General features: G+C 68.8%; 19 protein-coding genes. 8 read left to right on the forward strand and 11 right to left on the reverse strand.

The features are described 5' to 3' along the window. Window positions 1-168: 168 nt before the first annotated feature. The 3 genes from C5F75_RS27280 (at window position 169) to C5F75_RS27290 (ending at window position 4024) form a co-directional block, all read left to right on the forward strand. On the forward strand, window positions 169-1443 hold the full coding sequence (locus C5F75_RS27280; RefSeq protein WP_104012990.1) for a collagen-like triple helix repeat-containing protein: 1275 nt from the start codon (window positions 169-171) through the stop codon (window positions 1441-1443). 127 nt (window positions 1444-1570) lie between these two features. Beyond that, window positions 1571-2854 (forward strand): isoprenylcysteine carboxylmethyltransferase family protein, encoded by a 1284-nt coding sequence (locus tag C5F75_RS27285; RefSeq protein ID WP_059640246.1) that lies wholly within the window; start codon window positions 1571-1573, stop codon window positions 2852-2854. 576 nt (window positions 2855-3430) lie between these two features. Continuing rightward, window positions 3431-4024, forward strand: coding sequence for a histone acetyltransferase (locus tag C5F75_RS27290; RefSeq protein WP_179231762.1), 594 nt, complete (start codon window positions 3431-3433; stop codon window positions 4022-4024). 205 nt (window positions 4025-4229) lie between these two features. Here the strand turns inward: C5F75_RS27290 and C5F75_RS27295 are convergent, their stop codons facing one another. The 4 genes from C5F75_RS27295 to C5F75_RS27310 are packed head-to-tail and all read right to left on the reverse strand — an operon-like array spanning window position 4230 to window position 9581. After that, the gene (locus tag C5F75_RS27295) at window positions 4230-4856 is read right to left on the reverse strand and encodes a DUF2894 domain-containing protein (RefSeq protein WP_059580205.1); all 627 of its coding nucleotides are present in this window, start codon (window positions 4854-4856) and stop codon (window positions 4230-4232) included. Then, on the reverse strand, window positions 4853-5497 hold the full coding sequence (locus C5F75_RS27300) for an OmpA family protein (RefSeq protein ID WP_059580201.1): 645 nt from the start codon (window positions 5495-5497) through the stop codon (window positions 4853-4855). The genes C5F75_RS27295 and C5F75_RS27300 overlap by 4 nt, the downstream gene beginning before the upstream one ends. Before the next feature lie 3 nt (window positions 5498-5500). Then, entirely contained in the window at window positions 5501-8788 is a 3288-nt protein-coding gene (locus C5F75_RS27305) for a DUF802 domain-containing protein (RefSeq protein WP_104012991.1), read from the reverse strand. 10 nt (window positions 8789-8798) lie between these two features. After that, a complete protein-coding gene (locus C5F75_RS27310) occupies window positions 8799-9581 on the reverse strand; it encodes a DUF3348 domain-containing protein (RefSeq protein WP_060315665.1) in 783 nt (260 codons plus the stop codon). On the opposite strand from C5F75_RS27310, the gene C5F75_RS36485 reads away from it, so the two are divergent. Next, entirely contained in the window at window positions 9580-9828 is a 249-nt protein-coding gene (locus tag C5F75_RS36485; protein WP_146075226.1) for a hypothetical protein, read from the forward strand. The two genes, C5F75_RS27310 and C5F75_RS36485, sit on opposite strands and share 2 nt — an antisense overlap. Before the next feature lie 3 nt (window positions 9829-9831). On the opposite strand, the gene C5F75_RS27315 is transcribed toward C5F75_RS36485, so the two are convergent. Next, window positions 9832-10470, reverse strand: a complete 639-nt coding sequence (locus tag C5F75_RS27315) for a LysE family translocator (RefSeq protein ID WP_059580193.1) — start codon at window positions 10468-10470, stop codon at window positions 9832-9834. Between the two features lie 359 nt (window positions 10471-10829). On the opposite strand from C5F75_RS27315, the gene C5F75_RS27325 reads away from it, so the two are divergent. After that, window positions 10830-11408 carry a hypothetical protein gene (locus tag C5F75_RS27325; protein ID WP_104012992.1) on the forward strand — a complete coding sequence of 193 codons (579 nt, stop codon included), beginning with the start codon at window positions 10830-10832 and terminating at the stop codon, window positions 11406-11408. Between the two features lie 179 nt (window positions 11409-11587). Next, a complete protein-coding gene (locus C5F75_RS27330) occupies window positions 11588-12967 on the forward strand; it encodes an FAD-containing oxidoreductase (protein WP_104012993.1) in 1380 nt (459 codons plus the stop codon). An 80-nt stretch (window positions 12968-13047) separates the two neighbouring features. Here C5F75_RS27330 and C5F75_RS27335 read toward each other — a convergent pair whose 3' ends face one another. Further along, window positions 13048-13941: an SDR family oxidoreductase gene (locus tag C5F75_RS27335; protein ID WP_059580330.1), complete on the reverse strand. Its 894-nt coding sequence runs from the start codon at window positions 13939-13941 to the stop codon at window positions 13048-13050. A gap of 95 nt (window positions 13942-14036) precedes the next feature. Here C5F75_RS27335 and C5F75_RS27340 point away from each other — a divergent pair, with 95 nt between their 5' ends. Continuing rightward, window positions 14037-14894 (forward strand): helix-turn-helix transcriptional regulator, encoded by an 858-nt coding sequence (locus tag C5F75_RS27340; RefSeq protein ID WP_104012994.1) that lies wholly within the window; start codon window positions 14037-14039, stop codon window positions 14892-14894. Window positions 14895-15062: 168 nt separating this feature from the next. On the opposite strand, the gene C5F75_RS27345 is transcribed toward C5F75_RS27340, so the two are convergent. Continuing rightward, on the reverse strand, window positions 15063-15446 hold the full coding sequence (locus C5F75_RS27345) for a hypothetical protein (RefSeq protein WP_059580183.1): 384 nt from the start codon (window positions 15444-15446) through the stop codon (window positions 15063-15065). Window positions 15447-15823: 377 nt separating this feature from the next. On the opposite strand from C5F75_RS27345, the gene C5F75_RS27350 reads away from it, so the two are divergent. Then, on the forward strand, window positions 15824-16771 hold the full coding sequence (locus tag C5F75_RS27350; protein WP_104012995.1) for a GlxA family transcriptional regulator: 948 nt from the start codon (window positions 15824-15826) through the stop codon (window positions 16769-16771). A 104-nt stretch (window positions 16772-16875) separates the two neighbouring features. On the opposite strand, the gene C5F75_RS27355 is transcribed toward C5F75_RS27350, so the two are convergent. The 4 genes from C5F75_RS27355 to C5F75_RS27370 form a co-directional block, all read right to left on the reverse strand. After that, complete coding sequence (locus C5F75_RS27355) at window positions 16876-17349, reverse strand: YybH family protein (protein WP_104012996.1); 474 nt, start codon at window positions 17347-17349, stop codon at window positions 16876-16878. Window positions 17350-17416: 67 nt separating this feature from the next. Further along, entirely contained in the window at window positions 17417-18265 is an 849-nt protein-coding gene (locus C5F75_RS27360) for a DJ-1/PfpI family protein (protein WP_104012997.1), read from the reverse strand. Between the two features lie 153 nt (window positions 18266-18418). Next, the gene (locus tag C5F75_RS27365) at window positions 18419-19165 is read right to left on the reverse strand and encodes an SDR family oxidoreductase (RefSeq protein ID WP_104012998.1); all 747 of its coding nucleotides are present in this window, start codon (window positions 19163-19165) and stop codon (window positions 18419-18421) included. Window positions 19166-19392: 227 nt separating this feature from the next. Then, window positions 19393-20298 carry an IclR family transcriptional regulator gene (locus C5F75_RS27370; protein WP_089465415.1) on the reverse strand — a complete coding sequence of 302 codons (906 nt, stop codon included), beginning with the start codon at window positions 20296-20298 and terminating at the stop codon, window positions 19393-19395. Window positions 20299-20445: the final 147 nt, after the last annotated feature.

The raw sequence follows: 20445 nt of genomic DNA on the forward strand, positions 1-20445 counted from the left end.
GGCACTTCCGGCACTTCCGGCACTTCCGGCACTTCCGGCACTTCCGGCACTTCCGGCACTTCCGGCACTTCCGGCACTTCCGGCACCTCGGGCACCTCGGGTACTTCCGGCACCTCCGGCACCAGCGTCACCCCGCTCGGCAACGTCCTCCAGAAATCCGGCAACCTCGTGACGGCGCTCGGCACGACGGTCGTGAACGGCGGCACCCAGATCGGCGGCGTGCAGATCCCCGGCACGAACCCGACGACGGCCACCAGCGTCGGCAATGCGGTCAGCAGCCTCGGCAACGGCGTGCAATCGCTCGGCAACGGCGTCGCAGCCGGCCTGGGCTCGATCGGCGTGTCGCCGAACCCGCTCGGCCCGACGATCACGTCGACCACCGGCCTGCTGACCGGCGCCGGCGGTGCGGTCAACAGCCTCGGCAATGCCGTGACGAGCCTCGGCACCGGTCCGCTGTCGCCGCTCGCGCCGGCGACGACGCTGGTCGGCAGTCTCGTCAACACGGTCGGCACCGCAGTCAACTCGACCGCATCGGCGCTGAACACGGCGCTGAACAGCGCGCCGGTGCAGCAAATCGAGACGCAACTCGGCAGCGTGATCAACCCGATCACGAACACGCTGACCGGTGGCGTCACGACGCCGGGCGTCACGCAAACGCTCGGCAACGCCACGTTGCTCGGCGCCCCGCTCAGCGGCCTGCTGAACACGCTCGGCAGCGGCCTCGGCCTGGCCGGTTCGCAGGTCGGCGGCGCAACCGGCAACCCGGTCGGCACGAGCGCCGGGAACAGCGTGGCCCAGCTCGGTAACACGGTGGCGTCGGCCGGCGGCCTGCTGTCCAGCGGCAGTTCCAGCAGCGGCAGCAATCCGCTCGCCCCGATCACGGGCGTGCTCGGTTCGCTGACGGGCGCACTCGGCGGCGGCAGCAGTTCGAGCGGCTCGGGCGGCACGAGCGGTACGAGCGGCGGCCCGCTCGCTCCGATCACCGGCCTGCTCGGCACGGTGACGGGTGCGCTCGGCAGCATCGGCTCGAGCGGCACCGGCGGCACAAGCGGCACCAGCGGGACGAGCGGCGCGGGTCTCGGCGGCCTGCTCGCGCCGGTCACCAACCTCGTCAACTCGCTGACGCCGCTCGGCGCGAGCCTCACCGGCACCGTCACGACGCCGGGCGGCAACCTGTCCGGCACGCTCGGCGGGGTGCTGACGAGCGGCCCGGTCGGCACGCTCACGGGTGCGCTGGGCACGCCGGCCGGCTCGGCCGGCGCCGTCGGCACGGTCAGCCCCGGCGGCGCGACGGGCACCGTGACGACGCCGGGCGGCAGCGGCTCCGTGGTGACCGGCCTGACCGGCAGCACGAGCGGCGGCGCCGCCAGCGGCACCGGCAACCTGCTGTCGCCGGTCACCAACCTGCTCGGCGGCCTGCTCGGCGCCGGCACCAAGAAGTAAGCCTCGACGCATCACGTATCAAAACGACAGGCCAATGGCCGGGCGCGCATCCATAAACAGCCCGGCCGACGGCCGGCGTCACCCGCCAAGCGGGGGCGCCGGCCCTCATCCCTACGAGGATCCGATCATGAACTCGACGCTCGACGGCATCGTCGCCGCTCCGGACCGCCCACCCCGTTCCGCCACGCCGTTCCGCGCCGGCCTGCTCGGCATCGCGGCCGGGCTCTTCGCGCTGTGGATCACGCGCGACCACCCTGCCCTCGACGCGGCGACACGCGCGGTCGTCGCCAGCCTCGCGATCATCGGCACGATCGCGCTGCACGAACTCTTCATCTCGCGCGTCTACCTGCGTCCGAGCGCGGGGCTGTCACGGCAGGCCGTCCGGCCGCTGAGCGTCGCGCGCGTCGCGACGCGGCTCGGCGCGCTGACGTCGATCTACGCGGGCATCGGCCTCCTCTACTGGCTGCTGCCCGAATACCACGGCGCGTTCTACCTGCCGTTCTGGTCGCTGCTGCGCTCGCTCGCGCCGTACGTGATCGTCGCCGCGCCGTTCTACTTCGCGTGGATGGACCGCCACCAGCGCGAAACCGACGACGCGTACCTGCTGTGGGGCCGCTTCCTGTTTCGCCGCGAGCGGCCCGCGAGCTGGAAGCCGGTGCGCGAGATGCTGGCCGGCTGGGGCGTGAAGGCGTTTTTCCTGCCGCTGATGACCGTCTACCTGTCGAAGGACGCCGATCACCTGAGCGCGTCGCTCGCAAACGCGATGCATGCGCCGATGACGATCGCGACCTTCGTGTTCATGTACGACCTGTCGTTCACGATGGACCTGATGTTCGGCACCGTCGGCTACCTGTGCACGTTCCGTATCCTCGACAGCCACGTGCGCACCGTCGAGCCGACGACGCTCGGCTGGGTCGCCGCGCTGATCTGCTATCAACCGTTCTGGTCGCTGATCTCGAACAACTACATCCGCTACGAAGGCTCGATGTTCTGGGACAACTGGCTGCTGTCGGCGCCGACGCTGCGCGTGATCTGGGGCACGGTGATCATCCTGCTGCTGCTGACCTACGCGCTGTGCACGATCTCGTTCGGGCTGCGGTTCTCGAACCTCACCAACCGCGGGATCATCACGTCGGGCCCGTACCGCTTCACGAAGCATCCCGCGTACATCACGAAGAACCTGTCGTACTGGATGGTGTCGGTGCCGTTCGTCGAGCCGCTCGGCTGGCAGATCGGGCTCATGCACTGCGCCGGGCTCGTCGCCGTCAACCTGATCTACTACACGCGCGCGAAAACGGAAGAGCGCCACCTGATGCGCGACCCCGACTATCGCGCGTATGCCGAATGGATCGCGCAACACGGCTTGTTCGCGCGGGTCAGGCAGGCGTTTGGCGGGCGGCAGGCGGTGTGACGGCGCGGCCGGGGCGGCGGTTCATGCCACTCCGGTTCCTCGCGCGGATGCCAAGCGGGCGCGGGCGTCGCACAGGCCGCGACACTTTCCACATGCGCCGTCCAGCGCTCGACGATGCGCTTGCGCGTGGATCTCCACACGCCTGAACGCGCCCCATGCGGCCAATTGTCGCGAAACACGGCGATTCTCCGCTTTTCGTCGCTTTTCTCCACCCGTCCGATTGCCCGCTCCCGACGCGTCGCGTATGGTGCTGGCCGTCCGCGTACGATCCGTCGCCGGACACCCGACCGTCGCCCCGCGCGGCGGCCGCGCGGGCCGTGCCCGCCGCTCACCGTCTCCGCGATGCCGCCCGTTCGGCGCCGCGCGTTCATGAGGAAAGAGGCGTGATCCACAAAGTCCTGATCCTGTTCGCACTCTGCATCGCGGGCCTCGCCGCGATCGCCGCCGGTTTCCAGCACATCCCCAGCTGATTCGCGGCCCCGGCTCGCTTCGCCGAGCCCGGGGGCCGCTTTCATTTCCGTTTCCCCGTTGCCATGAACTTCTTTCTCGATGCGCCCGGGACGGGCGCCTTTTGCCATGCGTATCGACGTACAGCATTCCCAGCACGACATCGACGACGAACTCGACACCCTTTATGAACGTCTCCACCAGCCGGGGCATCGCCTGCACGGGCTGCCGGGCGTCGCGCTCGGCCGCTCGGGCCTGATCGTGCGCCATCGCGAAGCCGACGGCGAATACTTCCTGTACGTCGAGGATCCGTCGGCCCGGCAGCTCGCCGGCTATACGGTGTTCAACCGGCTTCCCGAAATCCCGCGCCGCGCCGACCGCTACCTGCGCGCGCCGCACACACGGCTGCGCGGCTCGGCGCAACGCCAGGGCCTCGCGACGACGCTGTACCGCTGGGGGCTCGACGCGGGCCTGTGTCTGATCAGCGGCGCGCGCCAGTCGGTCGGCGCCGCGCGGCTGTGGACGGCGCTCGCGCAGGACTACCGGCATGGTTTCGTCGATGTCGAAGGCCGCGCGTTGCGCTATCTCGGCGACACCGTTGCCGACGACGTGCACGGCGCGCTGCACACGCGGCGGCTGTTGCTCGGGAAAGGCTGGGCGCTCGACACGTTCGCGCAGGCGGCCGGGATGAGCGATACATGGCCCCGAACGCCGATGCGATAATCCGTCGGATCCGCGCGACGCGCGGGCTCAACCCGCCAATCGAAACGCCCTTCGATGACGCTCGATCCCCGCACCGACGTCGAACGCACGCGCGATATCGGCACGGGTCGAAGCATTGCACGCGCTACGCGCGGCGATCGACGCCCAACGCCGAACCGGTAGGCGATCCGCACGCGGACCGCGCGCGGCGCGGCGTGACGTGGCGTTATCGCGCCTTGGCGCGCGTCGACTTCTTCGCCGGTTTGGCGGCCTTCGCGCGCGGCGCTTCCTTCTCGGGCTGCGCGCCGCCGCCGGCGAGATCCTCGAGCCATGCGAGCGCATCGACGTACGACAGGAATTGCTGCAGATAGTCCGGCGACAGTTCGCGCATCGTCGCGAGCGAGCGGTGCACGAGGCTGTTCGAGTTGAGCGGCCCCGCGTTGCGCGGCACCTGATCGAGCGACTGTCGATACTGCTGCTCCGTGCGGACTTTCGACCACGTCGCGCGGAAGTAGTCGACCAGTTCGGGATCGAGCCCGCGCCGGTCGGCCCGAGCATCGCGCGCGAGCCCTTCGACGAGCGCGGCAAGCGCGCCACGCGCGGGCGCACCCGGCGAAGCTTCCACCGTCATGCGCGTCGCTTCGGCTTCGCGCGCACGCGCGACGGTCTCCGCAAACCCTTCGACCAGCGCCGCCAGCCGCGCGTCGAGCAACGCGCGCGCGGCGCCGTCGAGCACGGCGGCGCGCCGTTCGAGCGCATCGATCCGATGAAAGCGCACGGGATCGAGCCGGTCGGCGCCCTGCTCGCGCCATGCATCGAGCGTCGCGCGCACCCGCGTCGCGTCGCCCGTCACTTTGCCTTTCCTCCGTTCGACGCCGACTTGCGCGGCACCGGCGCGATCTCCACGCGGCGGTTCTTCGCGCGGCCTTCATCGTCCGCATTCGAGCTGACCGGCTGTTCGGAGCCGAACGCGGCCGCGAACACCGACGAGGCCGGCACGCCGGCATCGATCAGCGCGCGCGTGACCGTCAACGCGCGCTTGGCCGACAGTTCCCAGTTGTCCGCGAACAGGCGGTTGCCGGCGTGCACCTGCTGGTCGTCCGCGAAGCCGCTGACCATCAGGATCTCGTCGCGCGTCTTCAGGTACGTGGCCAGCGGGCTGGCGAGCGTCTTCAGCAGGTCGCGGCCAGCGGGCTGCAACTGGTCGGAATTCAGCGCGAACAGCACGTTGCCGCTGATGCCGATGCGCCCGTTCACGAGCGTCACGCGGCCGGCCGCGAGCGGCCCGGCGAGCGCCTGTTCGAGCGACTTGCGCTGCCGCGCCTCGAGCTGGCGCGCGCGCACCGCTTCCTCGAGCTTCGACGTGAGCTGGAGCTGCATGCCGATCACGCCGACGAGGATCAGCACGAACGCGCCGAGCAGCACCGACATCAAGTCGGCGAACGCGGGCCATACCGGCGCCGATTGCGCGCCGCCGTCGATTTCCTCGTGCATGCGTTACGCTCCGACGGGCGCCCGCCGGCCGGCGAGCTGCTGCAGGTCTTCGACGATCTGCTTTTGCGACATCACGCTCAGGTCGATCACCTCGCGCGCCTGCGCGACGTAGTACTCGAGCTGTTCGTCGCTGCGCGCGAGCGATTTCTCGAGCGCGGCCTCGATGCGCTGCAGATGCGCGAGCAGCTTGTCGTTCGATTCGCCGAACACCTGCACGGCCATCCCGAACGCGTCGCCGAGGCTCGCCACCTCGACGGCGCCGGCCGTGACCTGCGCGGCCACCGAATCGAGCTTGCGCGTTTCGGCATCGACGGTGTCGTTGAAGCGCGCACCGACGCGATCGAGCAGATCGGCCGACGTGCTGACGAGCGCGTCGATCGCGGCGCGCTGTTCGGTCGATGCGTGGTTGACCGCGCCGAGCAGCGTCTCCAGCGTCGCGAGCAGGCGGCTGCGTTCCTCGAGCGTCGCGGTGTCGCGCACCATGCTGTCGGACAGGCGCTGGCGCAACTCGGCGACGACGTCGGCCGCGGCCTTCGGCGCCTCCGACGCGGCCTGCACGAGACGTGCGATTTCGTTGATCGTGTCGCTCGCGTGAACCTGCGCCTGCGCGGTGATGTCGTTCGCGGTGCGGGTGAGCGTGTCGCAGATGTCCTGCTGGCGCGCCGCGGCCTGCGCGCTCGTCTGCGCCCATTCGTCGCGCAGCGCGGCCGCCATCGCGGCGAGCGAATCGTTCCATGCAGCGAGACGTTCTTCGTCGCGTGCGGCCAGTTGCGATTGGAGGCCGGTGTGCGATTCGCGGATCGTCGTCAGCAGATCGTTCGAGCGTTGTTCGAACGTCGATGCCTGTGCGGCCAGATCGCGCGTCGTTTGTGCGAGGGCGTCGCAGATTTCCTGCTGACGGCCGGCGCTGTGCACGCCTGCACGCTGCCATTCTTCGCCCAGCTTCGCGGCCATCGCGGCCAACGAATCGTTCCATGCCGACAGGCGTTCTTCATCGCGTGCAGCCAGTTGCGATTGCAGGCCGGTGTGCGATTCGCGGACCGTCGATAGCAAATCGTTCGTGCGTTGTTCGAACGCCGATGCCTGTGCGGCGAGGTCGCGCGTCGTTTGTGCAAGCGCCTCGCAGATTTCCTGCTGACGGCCGGCGCTGTGCACGCCAGCACGCTGCCATTCTTCGCCGAGCTTCGCGGCCATTGCGGTCAGTGAATCGTTCCACGCGGCGAGGCGCTCTTCGTCACGCGCCGCCAGTTGCGATTGCAAGCCCGTGTGCGACTCGCGGATCGTCGACAGCAGATCGTTCGAGCGTTGTTCGAACGTCGATGCCTGTGCGGCCAGATCACGCGTCGTCTGAGCGAGTGCATCGCAGATTTCCTGCTGACGGCCGGCGCTGTGCACGCCGGCACGCTGCCATTCTTCGCCAAGCTTCGCGGCCATTGCGGCCAACGAATCGTTCCATGCCGACAGGCGTTCTTCATCGCGTGCTGCCAGTTGCGATTGCAGGCCGGTGTGCGATTCGCGGATTGTCGACAGCAAGTCGTTCGAGCGTTGTTCGAACGTCGATGCCTGTGCGGCCAGATCACGCGTCGTCTGAGCGAGTGCATCGCAGATTTCCTGCTGACGGCCGGCGCTGTGCACGCCGGCACGCTGCCATTCTTCGCCAAGCTTCGCGGCCATTGCGGCCAACGAATCGTTCCATGCCGACAGGCGTTCTTCATCGCGTGCTGCCAGTTGCGATTGCAGGCCGGTGTGCGATTCGCGGATTGTCGACAGCAAGTCGTTCGAGCGTTGTTCGAACGTCGATGCCTGTGCGGCCAGATCACGCGTCGTCTGAGCGAGTGCATCGCAGATTTCCTGTTGACGAGCGGCACTATGCGCGCCCGCACGCTGCCATTCGTCGCCGAGCTTCGCGGCCATCGCCGCCAGCGAGTCGTTCCACGCAGCGAGACGTTCTTCATCGCGTGCGGCCAGTTGCGTCTGCAAACCCGCGTGCGACTCACGCATCGCGGCGAGCGTCGCGGCCGAATGGCGTTCGAACGTCGCGGCCGCTTCGCCGAGCGCACGCGCATGCTGGCCGGCCAGCGTCTCGCCGACCTGCTCCTGGCGCGCCAGCGCATCGCGCCAGGCGTCCGACAGGCGGCCTTCGGTCGATTCGAGGCGCGTCGCGACGCCGTCGAGCAAATCCGACGAACGCTGCGCGAACGTGTCGGTGAACTGGCCGAGCGTCGTCTGCAACTGCTGCGCGACGGCGTTGCCCGCCTGACGTTGTTCGTCGATCGCGCGGTTCCACACAGCCGTCACGTTGCCGGTGGTCTTCTCGAAGCCGTCCGTCAGCCCGTCGAGCTGTCGCTGCACCGCGCCCGTCACGGTGTCGCGCAGCGCGGCCATCTCCTGCGCGAGCCCCGTCATCGTCGCAGCGACGACCGGCTGCAACGCGGCGCCGGCCACGCGCGCGCTTTCGGCGGCGCTTTCCTTCAGCGCGTCGCCGACGTTCGATGCCAGGCCCGCGTACGCCCGCTCGGTCCGGTCGAAAAACGCCTGCTGGCTTTCGAGCTGACGATCGTGCAACGCGACGCTGCGCGCCTCGAGCGTCGTCATCATCGTCTGCAACCGGTCGACCAGGGCCGGCATCACGTCGGCCTGGCGCTGCAGCAGCCGGAACGATTCGTCGCGCTGGTGCGCGGACGAATGCACGCGCAGCGTCGTCGCGATCTTCGCGTCGAGCTGCTGGGCCGCATCGATCCGTTCGCGGCGCACGAGCGCGGACAGCAGCCCGAGCATCGCGGACGTCGCGACGCCGGCGATCGACGTGCCGAACGCGAACCCGAGCCCTTTCACCGGCGCGATCAGCGACGCGCGGATCGCGTCGAGATCGGTCGCGCTCTCGAGCGCGGCGCCCGTGCCCTTCAGCGTGACGACCATCCCGAGCAGCGTGCCGAGCATGCCGAGCAGCACCAGCAGGCCGACGAGGTAAGGCGTGAGCGACGGGCCCGGCAGCGCGACGCGCGCGCCTTCGACCCGGGCGCGCACCGCGCCGCGCAGGCCCGGATGCAGCGTGTCGAGCCACGTATCGAGCTTCGCGGGCGGCTCGGTCAGGCCGGCGACCGCGCGCGACAGCGTGGCGGTCGCCTGCCGGTAGCGCAGCAGCTCCCATGCGCCGGCGACGTAGCACGCGCCGATCAGCAGCGTGACGGCCGCCGCCAGCGGGTTCGATGCGACATAGCCGGCACCGATCCAGCCCACTGCGAGCAGACCGGCGACGAAGACAACGAGATCAAGGCGAATTCTGGACATAGCGTGTTGATTAGCAGGTGCGAAGGGCCGCGAGCAGCCCGTCTACCGTTTGAAACCGGACTTCGAGTTCGGCAAGCAGGATGCTTTGCATCTCGTCGCGAAACGTATCGAGCCATGCGCCGGGCACGATCGCCGCGACGGTCGGGGTATCGGCCACCGGGCCTTCATCGGCCGGCGCCGATGGGGCGGCGGCGTCGAGTGCGGCCGCGGATTCGGCGTCAGCCAGCGCTTGCCGCTCCGCTTCACGCAGCCGCGCGAAGCGCGTGCCGAGCAGCGCGGGCACGGCCGACAACAGGCTGCGCTCGCGCGCGCCGAGCACGCGCTCCATGATCGTGTCGAGCGTCGCGAGCCGCGCCATCCCGGACGAGCGTGCCGCGAGCGCGACGCGCAGGCGGCCGCGCAACTGGCCGATCGCCGTTTCCATATCCTGCTGCAGGGTCAGATAACGTTGACGAAAATCCGCGAAATCGGCCGTGTCGGCGGCCGGCGGCGGCGGATCGCCCGGCCGGCGCCGCGCCCGCGGCCGGCTGGCGGCCGTGATCGCCTGCGCGAGATCGTGGCGCACGCGCGCGCAATCGCGCTCGGCGTCGTAGCCGCGCACGCCGGCCGCGACGCCCGGCGGGCTCGCATTCAGCGCGGACGACAGCGTGATCGCGTCAGTCCAGCCGAGCCACTGGCTCAGCCGGTCGGACAGTGTCTGCCGGGATTCCGCGACGTCGGCATCGGCCAGGCGCGCGAGCAGCCGGACGAGCGTCGGACCGCTCAACGCCGGGCGCGGAAATGCTTGCACCATGCTGCAAACCGTCAAAAAAGGCAGCAGTTTACACGTCGTCGGGCAGTCGACCGCCAGAATCGGAGAAGCGGCGCCGTTCGGCGCGCCGGTCAACCCATGCGAACGCCCGTCGCGCAAGGCTTGGCGGGCGGCGGTGCCGGGTGGGGAAGCAGGAACGGCGGCAGCCGGCGAGCGGCGCGCCACGAGGAAGTCATACGTTTGCGAACCGGCCGACTCCCCGGTTCGCGCCGGTACTGATCAGGAATGAAGCTCAGATCCCCGCTTTCGGCGCATTCAGGATCAGCCGCAGCCCGAGCAGCGTGATCGCGCCGGCCGCGATGCGGTCGACCCACTTCTTCGCGCGCAGGTAGAGCTCGCGCGGCCGGCGCGTCGAGAAACACAGCGCGACGAGCGTGTACCAGCCGAATTCGACCGCGAACACGAGCGGCGGCAGCACGAGATAGCACCACAGCGGCGGGTGCTGCGGGAGCAGCGCCGCAAAGATGCTGCCGTACCAGATCGCCGTCTTCGGGTTGCTGAGCTGGGTCGTGAGGCCGGTCCAGAACGACTTGCGCGCGCTGCCGCCGGCCATCGCCTGCGGATCGTCCATCGCGATCGGCCGGTCGGCGCCGCGCCAGATCTTCGACGCCATGTAGATCAGGTACGCGCCGCCCGCGACCTTGAGGCCCACGTACAGCCATTCGACGGCCTGCAGCAGCGTGTAGAGCCCGGCCAGCGCGACGCCGCCGAACACGATGCCGCCGATGCCCATGCCGAGTGCGGTGGCGAGCCCGTCGCGGCGCGACAGCCCGATCGAATTGCGGGCAACCAGCACGAAGCTCGGGCCCGGGATCATCGCGCCGAGAAACAGCGCAGCCAGGATGGCGAGTACGGCAGCCGATGCGGTCATCGAAGTCTCCTTGGTCAGCGACGCCGCTGCGCCGGCGCCTGCGTGTCGTTTCCGACGGTCGAGCGGTCGATTCTGGCACGCTTCGCGGATGGCCGAAAGCGGCTGTGCGCTGCTATGCTGGCCCTCTTTCCCGTGATCCCGCGCCGCCCCATGATCGAGATCCGCGCCGCCCGCTATCCCGACGATGCCGCCGTCGCCGATCCGATCCTTCGCGAGTCCATCGCGAGCCCGACCGTCAGCCTCGCCTTCCCGAGCGACGAGCGCGGAAATCCGGCGCCGGGCGGCGCGTTGTCCGGACGTGATCTGTCACGCGCCGCGCGACTCATCTCCCTTTCCTCCTTTCGACCGGACCGCCTGTCATGCGCGCCCTTCGCCTTTCCGCCCTGCTGCTCCCGCTGTTCGCCGCCCTCTCGCTCCACGCCCGCGCCGCCCCCCTGCCGAAATCGATCGCCGCGCAACTGCCGCCCGGCTACCAGCCGCTGACCGCGCAGGCCGGCCCCGATCTCGACAACGGGCGGCACAGCTTTCTCGTCGTCGTGCATCGCGCAGTGGACACGCGCGAGCAGCCGTCGCCGCGCCCGCTGCTGATCTACGAGGAACAGGCCGATCACACGTACCGGCTCGCCGCCCGCAACGACCAAGTCGTGCTGCGCGCGAACGAAGGCGGCCAGTGCGACCCGTTCGATCCCGACGATGCGGCCGGCAACGGCGTGTCGGTGAAGGGCCGCTATTTCACCGTGCAGAACGCCGTCGCGTGCGGGCAGCACTGGACCGACTACATCACGTTCCGCTACGACCCGCGCACGCACGGCTGGCTGTTTTCGAACCGGATCGTCACCGAATCGTTTCCGCTCGACGACCAGCCCGACCACGTCACCGTCACGCGCGCCGACGCGCACCGGCCGGTGTCGTTCGGGCACTGGCAGCGCAAGGACTAGACGCCGCACGCCGCGCCACCCGCGGCGGCGCCATTTTTCAATACGGCGCGTCGCCCGCCCGACGCTCGCGACACCGGGCCAACAGGTCTACCATAGGCGCTCGTCGCCCGCGCGACCGCCGGCACGGCATGCGGCTTGCGCCTGCCCCTTTCCCCGTTGTCCCCGCCCAGGAGGACGTCATGACGCAACACTTCGATGCGATCGTCATCGGCACCGGCCAGGCCGGGCCGCCGCTCGCCGCGCGGCTCGCAGGCGCCGGCATGAAAGTCGCGATCGTCGAGCGCGGCCGCTTCGGCGGCACCTGCGTAAATACCGGCTGCATCCCCACCAAGACGCTGATCGCGAGCGCATACGCCGCGCAGCTCGCCCGACGCGCCAGCGAATACGGCGTGTCGATTGGCGGCCCCGTCACCGTCGACATGAAAGCCGTGAAGGCGCGCAAGGACCAGATCTCGGGCCGCTCGAACCACGGCGTCGAGCAATGGGTGCGCGGCCTCGACAACACGACCGTCTTTCAGGGTCATGCCCGCTTCGAACGCGCGAACGCGGTGCGCGTGGGCGATGACGTGCTCGAAGCCGAACGCATCTTCATCAACGTCGGCGGACGCGCGCAGGTGCCCGCGATGCCGGGCCTCGACTCGGTGCCGTACCTGACCAACTCGACGATGATGGACGTCGACTTCCTGCCCGACCATCTCGTGATCGTCGGCGGCAGCTACGTCGGGCTCGAATTCGGCCAGATGTACCGCCGCTTCGGCTCGAAGGTCACGATCGTCGAGAAAGGCCCGCGCCTGATCCGCCGCGAGGACGAAGACGTGTCGCAGGCCGTGCGCGAGATCCTCGAAAAAGAAGGGATCGACGTGCAGCTCGACGCGAACTGCCTGAGCGCGCGCCGCGACGGCGACGGCATCGTGGTCGGCCTCGACTGCGCGGGCGGCCGCCGCGAGGTGGCGGGCTCGCACCTGCTGCTCGCGGTCGGGCGCGTGCCGAACACCGACGATCTCGGGCTCGACCGCGCGGGCGTCGTCACCGACGCGCGCGGCTACATCACCGTCGACGATCAGTTGCGCACCAACGTGCCCGGCATCTGGGCGCTCGGCGACTGCAACGGGCGCGGCGCGTTCACGCACACCGCGTACAACGACTACGAGATCGTCGCGGCCAACCTGCTCGACGACGATCCGCGCAAGGTGTCCGACCGCATCATGGCCTACGCGATGTACATCGATCCGCCGCTCGGCCGCGTCGGCATGACGCTCGAGGAAGCGAAGCAGACGGGCCGCCGGCTGCTGGTCGGTACGCGCCCGATGACGCGCGTCGGCCGGGCGGTCGAGAAAGGCGAAAGCCAGGGCTTCATGAAGGTGATCGTCGACGCGGATAGCCACGCGATCCTCGGCGCGTCGATCCTCGGCGTGACCGGCGACGAAGTCGTGCACGGGATACTCGACGTGATGACCGCCGGCGCGCCGTACACGACGATCAGCCGCGCGATGCATATCCACCCGACCGTATCGGAGCTGGTGCCGACGCTGCTGCAGGATCTGCATCCGGTCGAATGACGCACCGCAGGCGGGCGGCCGCGACGTACGCGTGTTCGTCACGGCCCGAGCCGCGCATGATGCGCGGCGCCCGTCGCTCGTCAGCTTCCGAAATACGCCGGCCGGTCGATGTCGGCCAGCAGCCCCGGCTGTGTCGGCGTCCAGCCGAGCGACGCCCGCGTGCGCTCGCTGGTTGCGGGCGCATCCATCCCCGCGAACATCGCGAACCAGCCGAAGTGCTCGCCGGCTTCCGCCGCCGACTTCGCGACGACCGGCACGTTCAGCCGGCGGCCGATCACCTCCGCGATTTCGCGAAACGGCACGCCCATGTCGTCGACCGCGTGATAGCGCGCGCCGGCCGCGCCGCGCTCGATCGCGAGCCGATACACGCGCGCCGCGTCGAGCCGGTGCACGGCCGGCCAGCGGTTCGCGCCGTCGCCGATGTACGCCGCCACCCCTTTCTCCCGCGCGAACGCAATCAGGCGCGGCACGAACGCGTGATCGCCGTCGCCGTGCACGGACGGCGGCAGGCGGACAACCGACGCATGCACGCCGCGCGCTTCGAGCGCGACCGCGCTCGCTTCGGACGCACGCGGATAATTCGCCGACACCGGCACATGCGAATCGTCCTCCGTCGCCGCGCGGCCGGGCGCGACGAGCGCGAGGCCCGACGTGACGATCAGCGGCCGCGCCGAACCGGCGAGCGCCGCGCCGATCGTCTCGATCGCGCGGCGGTCGAGTTCGCAGTTCTGCGCGAAGCGCGAGAAGTCGTGATTGAATCCCGTGTGGATCACCGCGTCGGCGGCGTCGGCGCCGCGCGTCAGGCTCTCGAGATCCTCGAGCGACCCGCGATGGACGTCGGCGCCGGCCGCGGCAACCGATGCCGCCGCTGCATCCGACCGCGCGAGCCCGAGCACCGAGTGCCCGGCGGCCAAGAGTTCGGCGACGACGGCCGAGCCGACGAATCCCGACGCTCCCGTAACAAAGACACGCATGTTCAGCACCTCCGGATGAAATGGAGGCTTACTATCTGCCGAGCGCCGCTCGCGGTGAAGCCGTGACGGTTTACCGGTAAACGAACTAACAGGATATGGCTGACGCCCCCGACAACCTGCTCGGCGCGTACCTGCGGGACCGCCGCGAGAAACTCGACCCGGCCGCGCTCGGACTGCCGCCCACACGCCGCCGCACGCCGGGCCTGCGGCGCGAGGAAGTCGCGCAGCGCGCGCACGTGAGCGCCGCGTGGTACACGTGGCTCGAACAGGGGCGCGGCGGCGCACCGTCGGCCGACGTGCTCGACCGGCTCGCCCGCGCGCTGATGCTCAACGACGCCGAACGCGAACACCTGTTCCTGCTCGGCGTCGGCCATCCGCCCGAGGTGCGTTATCACGCGCCGGCCAGCGTGACGCCGCGGCTGCAACGCGTGCTCGATTCGCTCGACGCGAGCCCCGCGATCATCCGCACCGCGACGTGGGACGTCGTCGCATGGAACGACGCCGCGGCCGCGACGCTGACCGACTATGCGACGCTGCCGCCCGCCGCGCGCAACATCCTGCGGCTGATCTTCGTCGACGCGCGCGTGCGCGATGCGCAGCCGAACTGGGAGCGCGTCGCGCGGTTCGCGGTCGGTGCGTTTCGTGCGGACGTCGCGCGCAGCGGCGCGACGCAGGCCGTGCAGGCGTTCGTCGACGAGATGCGCGCGACCAGCGCCGAATTCGACGCGATGTGGCGCGACCACGATATCCGAACGCACGACGAAGGCACGAAGGAGATCCGCCATCCGGAAGTCGGCCGGATCGCGCTCGACTATTCGGCGTTCTCGGTCACCGGCAGTCCGGACCTGAGCCTCGTGACCTTCACGCCGGTGACGCCGGCCGACCGCGAGCGGATCCGGGAACTCGTCGCGGCCCGCGAACGGGGTCGCGCGGCACAGGCGCCGGCTGCGTGACCACGCATGGCCTTCTCGCGAGCCTGGTTCGGGACGGCATGGTTCGACGGATCGCGCAGCAGTCCTTCGCGTTCGATATCCGCGATTGAAAAACGCAGGCGGAAAATGCAAAGAGGCGTCGCGCACGAATGCGCGACGCCTCTTGTTCATTCACGGAAAAATGCCGGATTACGCGGCGCGCTGCAGCAGGTCCGTGGCGAATGACTTCGCATGCGCGACGGCTTCCTGCGCGTCGCCGAATACGCCGAGTTCGTCCCAGTGCTCTTCGGCCGCGTACGTGCCCTTCACGGCGAGCGCTCGCTGAACGCTCAACTGCGCCGCGTAGCGGCCGTCGTCCAGCGGCCGTGCCGTCGCGACGACCTTGTGCGGCGGGCTCGCCCGCTCCGGCTGAACCAGTTCGACAGGACCGCTGGCCGTGCCGATATTCATCAACTCGTTTCGGGTGTTGCAGTCGGGGCAGTAGAAGCACCAGCCCGCGCCCTCCTGATGGTGCCTGACCTGCCCGCGAGCCAGCACGGCACGACATTCGACGTTTTCGCAGATGAACGGCATCGCAGTCTCCGGAGTTGTTTGACGGAAATCCTAGCATGACCGCCGGCGGTCAACCATCGGCATCCGCATGATGGCCGCGGCGGCGGTTTCAGTTCGTGACGGAGGCTCGACCGGGCGGGCGTCGCCGTCTTTCGCTGCGCTGCAATACCGGCGCTTTTTCCCGGATCGGGACGCCCGCTGCGCGAGATCAACCGGCATTCACCTATCGTCGCTGTTCGTTGCTTCCTTGTCGGCATCGCATCCGCGCGGCGCAAACCCATACAGTCGATCGATGAAGACGTAAAGGACGCTTTTCCGTCGTTTCAAGCCAAATGACATGATTCGAGGGTTCCCCCGTAAAATTCGCCATTCCGGGGTTATCGACTCATTGCTTCGTCATGCATCGAATTGGATTTTTCGTCTGCCGCGGCTACGACGCGCTCGATCTTGGCGGGCCGCTATCGGCCTTCAATCAGGTGGCCACGGCCGCCGGCCGCACGCCATACGATCTTCACGTCATCTCGCCATTCGGCGGCCCGATTCCCGGCAATACCGGCCTTTCGATCGACACGAAGCCGATCGGACGGCGCGCGTTCGACACCGTCGTGTTCGTCGGCGGCGATATCGCGCCGATGCAAACGTCGGAGAATATCGTCGCGGCCAGCAAGCTGGCCGCCAGGGCGTCGCGAGTGGCAAGCGTGTGTACCGGCGCATTCCTGCTTGCGGAAACCGGTTCGCTGGACGGGTTGAGAGCGGCGACGCACTGGCGATACGCCGCGCAATTGCAGTCGCGCTTTCCTCGCACACGGGTCGACGGCGACAGCATCTATGTCGTCGACGGCCGCGTCTGGACGTCGGCGGGCATCGCGTCCGGCATCGACCTCGCGCTCGGCATGATCGAACGGGACATGAGCGCGGAGATCGCGCGCGAGGTCTCGCGGCTTCTCGTCGTTCCGTATCGGCGGCCCGGCGGGCAGTCGCAATTCTCCGCGATGTCGCAGATGGAGCCGGAATCGGATCGCATCCGTATCGCACTGAATTTCGCTCGCGAACATCTGGCCGAAGCGTTGCCGGTCGAACGGCTCGCCGATGCGGCGAGCTTGAGCGTGCGACAGTTCGGGCGCGCCTTTCGCCGGGAAACCGGGGAAACGCCCGCGAGGGCGGTCGAGCGTCTACGAGTAGAAGCGGCAAGGCTACGCCTGCAGAGCGGCAGCGAACCGATCGAACAGATCGCGCTGGCGGTGGGATTCACCGATCCGGAACGGATGCGCCGTGCCTTCATCAAGCTGCTCGGGCACCCGCCGCAAGCGGTTCGACGCGAGAGCAGGTCGAACGCCGCGCGCTGATCGGCCGCCTGCCGGTCAGCGCGCTGCCGGGTCGACGTCTCGCCAATGGGTGATTGGCGCGGGGGTACCCAACGCGCCATTTCGCCGGACGTCGATAGTCGTCGTCAATCCTTGACGGGCGGGTAAGCGTTCCACATGTCGCGATGCAGCTTCCACGTGCCGCCCTGCTTCAGGAACACGAGCGTCTGCTTCGCGCGGATCTTCAGCACTCCGTCGTGATTGCGAACCTCCACATCCGATACCTCCGTCACGGCCCGGTCGTTACCGTAGAACTCGTAGTTGTCGAACGACACGGTGCCGGGTTTCGATCCGGCATACCCGTTGGTGAAGTACTCGGTGATCGCGCGGCGCCCCGTGACCTTGTCGCCGCCCGGCGGCAAGAGCGCGCCGTCGTCGGTATAGAGGCGGCCGATCGAGTCGTAATCCCCTCGCGCAAAGGCGTCCGCCCATCGCGCGTTTTCGGCCTTGATGGCCGCTTCAGGCAGGCGTTGCGCACCAGCGGCGACAGCCGGCGCCGCGAGTGCAAAAAAGGACGCGCACGCTGCAAGCGCGGCAGTACAAAGATGAATCCGTCGCATCGAATGATTTCCGAATCGGGTTTGAATTGAAGAGGCGGCAACGCTGCTCGCGGTGCCGGCAAGCGTTTCAGCGCACGCCGGGAATGCGTGCGAGCCCCTTTGATGCACCGGGCAGCTTCTTGTCGACCATCGCGACGAGTTCGGGCCGCGCCTCTCCCGGATGACCGGCGTGGAACGGCGGATCGGGATCGTATTCGATCACGAGCTGCGTGTATTCGGCGGCCTGCTGGCCGCGCAGCTTCGCCGCCACGCGCAGCGCGAAGTCGATGCCCGCCGTCACGCCGCCGCCGCTCATGAAGCGGCCGTTGTCGTCTTCGACGAAGCGATCGGGAACGGGAATCGCACCATATTCGGCCAGCTTGTTGACGAACGCCCAATGGCAGGCGCTGCGCTTGCCCTGGAGCACGCCCGTCGCGGCGAGCACGAGCGAGCCGTTGCACACCGACGTCACGTGTTTGGCGCTCTCCGCCAGACGGCGGATCTGCGCCTGATACGCCGGCCGCATCGGCACCGACAAATTGGACCCGCCGGGCACGAGGATCACGTCGGTCCTGTCGATATCGGCCAGCCGTTCGGTCTTGCCGTACACGACGCCGAATTCGAGCGTCACGCTGCCGCCGTCGAGGCTCGCATAGCGCACGTTCGTATTCGGCAAGCGGTGGAAGACCTCGCTGGGGCCCGCGAAGTCGAGCAGCGTGCCGCCGTCGTAATTGACGATCAGGATCTCGAGCGGCTCGTTCGGCGCGAGCAGCCCCGTACTGCCCGCAGGTGCCGGCGTGGCGTGCCCGAGCACCACGCCGCCACCCAGCACGGCGCCGAGGGTGGCCGCGCTGCCGAACTTCAGGACGTCGCGGCGCGAACGGCCTGCCCGCGTGAGCGGCCCGGCGGACGCATGGTTATCGCTACTGTCGGTCAAGATGATTGCTCCTTGCAACTTCAGCCCATGAGCGCGCGCAACCGCGCCGGGCCGGATTGAAGAACCGCCGCGGCGAACGGCGCGGCGGACGTGAAATCGGGATGAGGATGAGCCGGGGTGACATGCCGGGCCCGGCGATCGCGAAGCGCGGGCTTAAAGCTGCGACGCACCGCCGTCGACGACCAGCTCGGTACCGACGACGTACGAGGATTCGTCGCTGGCGAGATAGAGCGCCGCGTACGCGATGTCGTCGGCCTTGCCCATGCGGCCCACCGGAATCGCGTGCGCGAATTCGGCCTTGCGCTCGCGCACCCATTCGTCGGGCTTGCCCCACCTGGAGAGCAGCGGCGTATCGATCGGGCCGGGTGCGATCGCGTTGAAACGGATTTTCCGGTCGAGAAATTCGTACGACCAGCTGCGGGCCAGTGAACGCACGGCGGCTTTTGCCGCCGCGGTCAACGAGATGCCGTGCTTGCCGGTCCGATCGACGAACGAGGTATTGAGGATCACCGACGAACCTTCGCGCAGGTACGGCAGCGCTGCTTGAAGCGTGAACACCACACCCTTGACGTTGACGTCCATGATGTCGTTGTAGAGCGTGTCGTCGATGTCGTTCACGGCGGACGGGAACGCCCAGCCCGCGTTGGCGAACACGACATCGAGGCCGCCGAACGTCTCGTCGGCCGCGGCGGCAATCGCCCGCATGTCGTCCAGCGACCTGACGTCGCCCTTGAGCACGAGCGCATGCTCGCCGAGTTCCGCCTTCACGCGCTCGAATGCGGCCTCGTCGCGCCCCGTCACCGCGACGCGCGCACCTTCCGCCATGAACAGCTTCGCGGTGGCCAGACCGATGCCGCTGGTGCCCCCCGTGATCAACGCCGATTTACTTTTGAGTCGCATCTTCCGTTCCTTTTCGTGTCGTGATTGACCAGGCCGGCTACGCGACACGCGATGGCGCTTGCGTGCGGGTTCCTGCTTGATCGTTCACATGTAGTATGGAACGTGACGCGGATGGCTCAAAGGTCGTATAACCCTCGAAAAACGTCATTCGAGGCGTTCGATCCGCCCCGGCGAACGGCATGGCGCCTGGGCCGGGCAAGCCGATGAAACGGCCACGCGCGACGCGGCTAGACGGTTTTCCCCGACAGCCCGTGCATCGGCCGCCGCAACGCGGCGTCGAACGGATTGGTGCGCGGGCCGATCGCGGCGGCCTGACGTCGCAGCAGTTCGACGACCATCGGCATCCGGTCGTCGCCGAGCCGCGACGCGAGCGTGCCGACGCTCAGCGCACCCACCGGATAACCGGTGCGATCGAGAATCGGTACCGCGACACCGGCCATCCCGTCGAGCACGCCGCTGTTGCGGCCCGCGTAGCCGAGTTGCCGCACGCGTTCGATCTCGGTGCGCAGATACACCTCGTCGAGCACACCGTAGCCGCGGATGCGCGGCACGTTGAAGCGGATCACCTCCTCGCGCTCGGCTTCGGGCAGGAACGCGAGGATCGCAAGGCTGCCCTGCCCGACGCCGAGCGCGATGCGCCCGCCGATATCGCCGGTAAACGACCGGATCGGAAACGGCCCTTCGCACAGGTCGAGACACACGGCGTCGAAGCCGCTCTTCACCAGCAGGAAGATGGTTTCGCCGAGGCTCGCGCACAGCCGCAGCAGCGCGGGACGACACAGCGTGCGCATGCTGCTCGGGTTGCCGGCCTGCGCGGCGAGCGCGAAAAAGTCGACGCTCAGCCGGTACAGCTTCGACTGCTCGTCCTGTTCGACCATCCCTTCGGCAATCAACGATTGCAGGATGCGGTGCGCGGTGCCCTGCGTCAGGCCGACGGCCTTCGCCAGATGCGTGACGCGCACACCGTCCTGCTGCATGCCGGCCAGCGCGCGCAGGATCGCGAACGCACGCTGCAGCATGCCGGTGCCGGGCGCACCGGCGGAATCGACGGGATCTGCCGCATCGGCGGCGTGCTCGTCCGGGCGCGGCGCGCGGGCGGACGGCGACGTTCCGCGCGAACGAGGTTCCTGCATGTCGGCTCTCCTCGACGATTTCAATGAATGGAATACGGTAGCCGCTATTGTCGTCCGGCCGAAAATCCGCGGGCATCCGGGTGTGCACGGGATTGACGCGGGCATTTCGCGGCTCGGCCGCCCGTCATCCAACGGAACGATTCGCAG

Source organism: Burkholderia anthinoferrum (assembly GCF_002925705.1).
Taxonomy (GTDB): Bacteria; Pseudomonadota; Gammaproteobacteria; order Burkholderiales; family Burkholderiaceae; genus Burkholderia; species Burkholderia semiarida.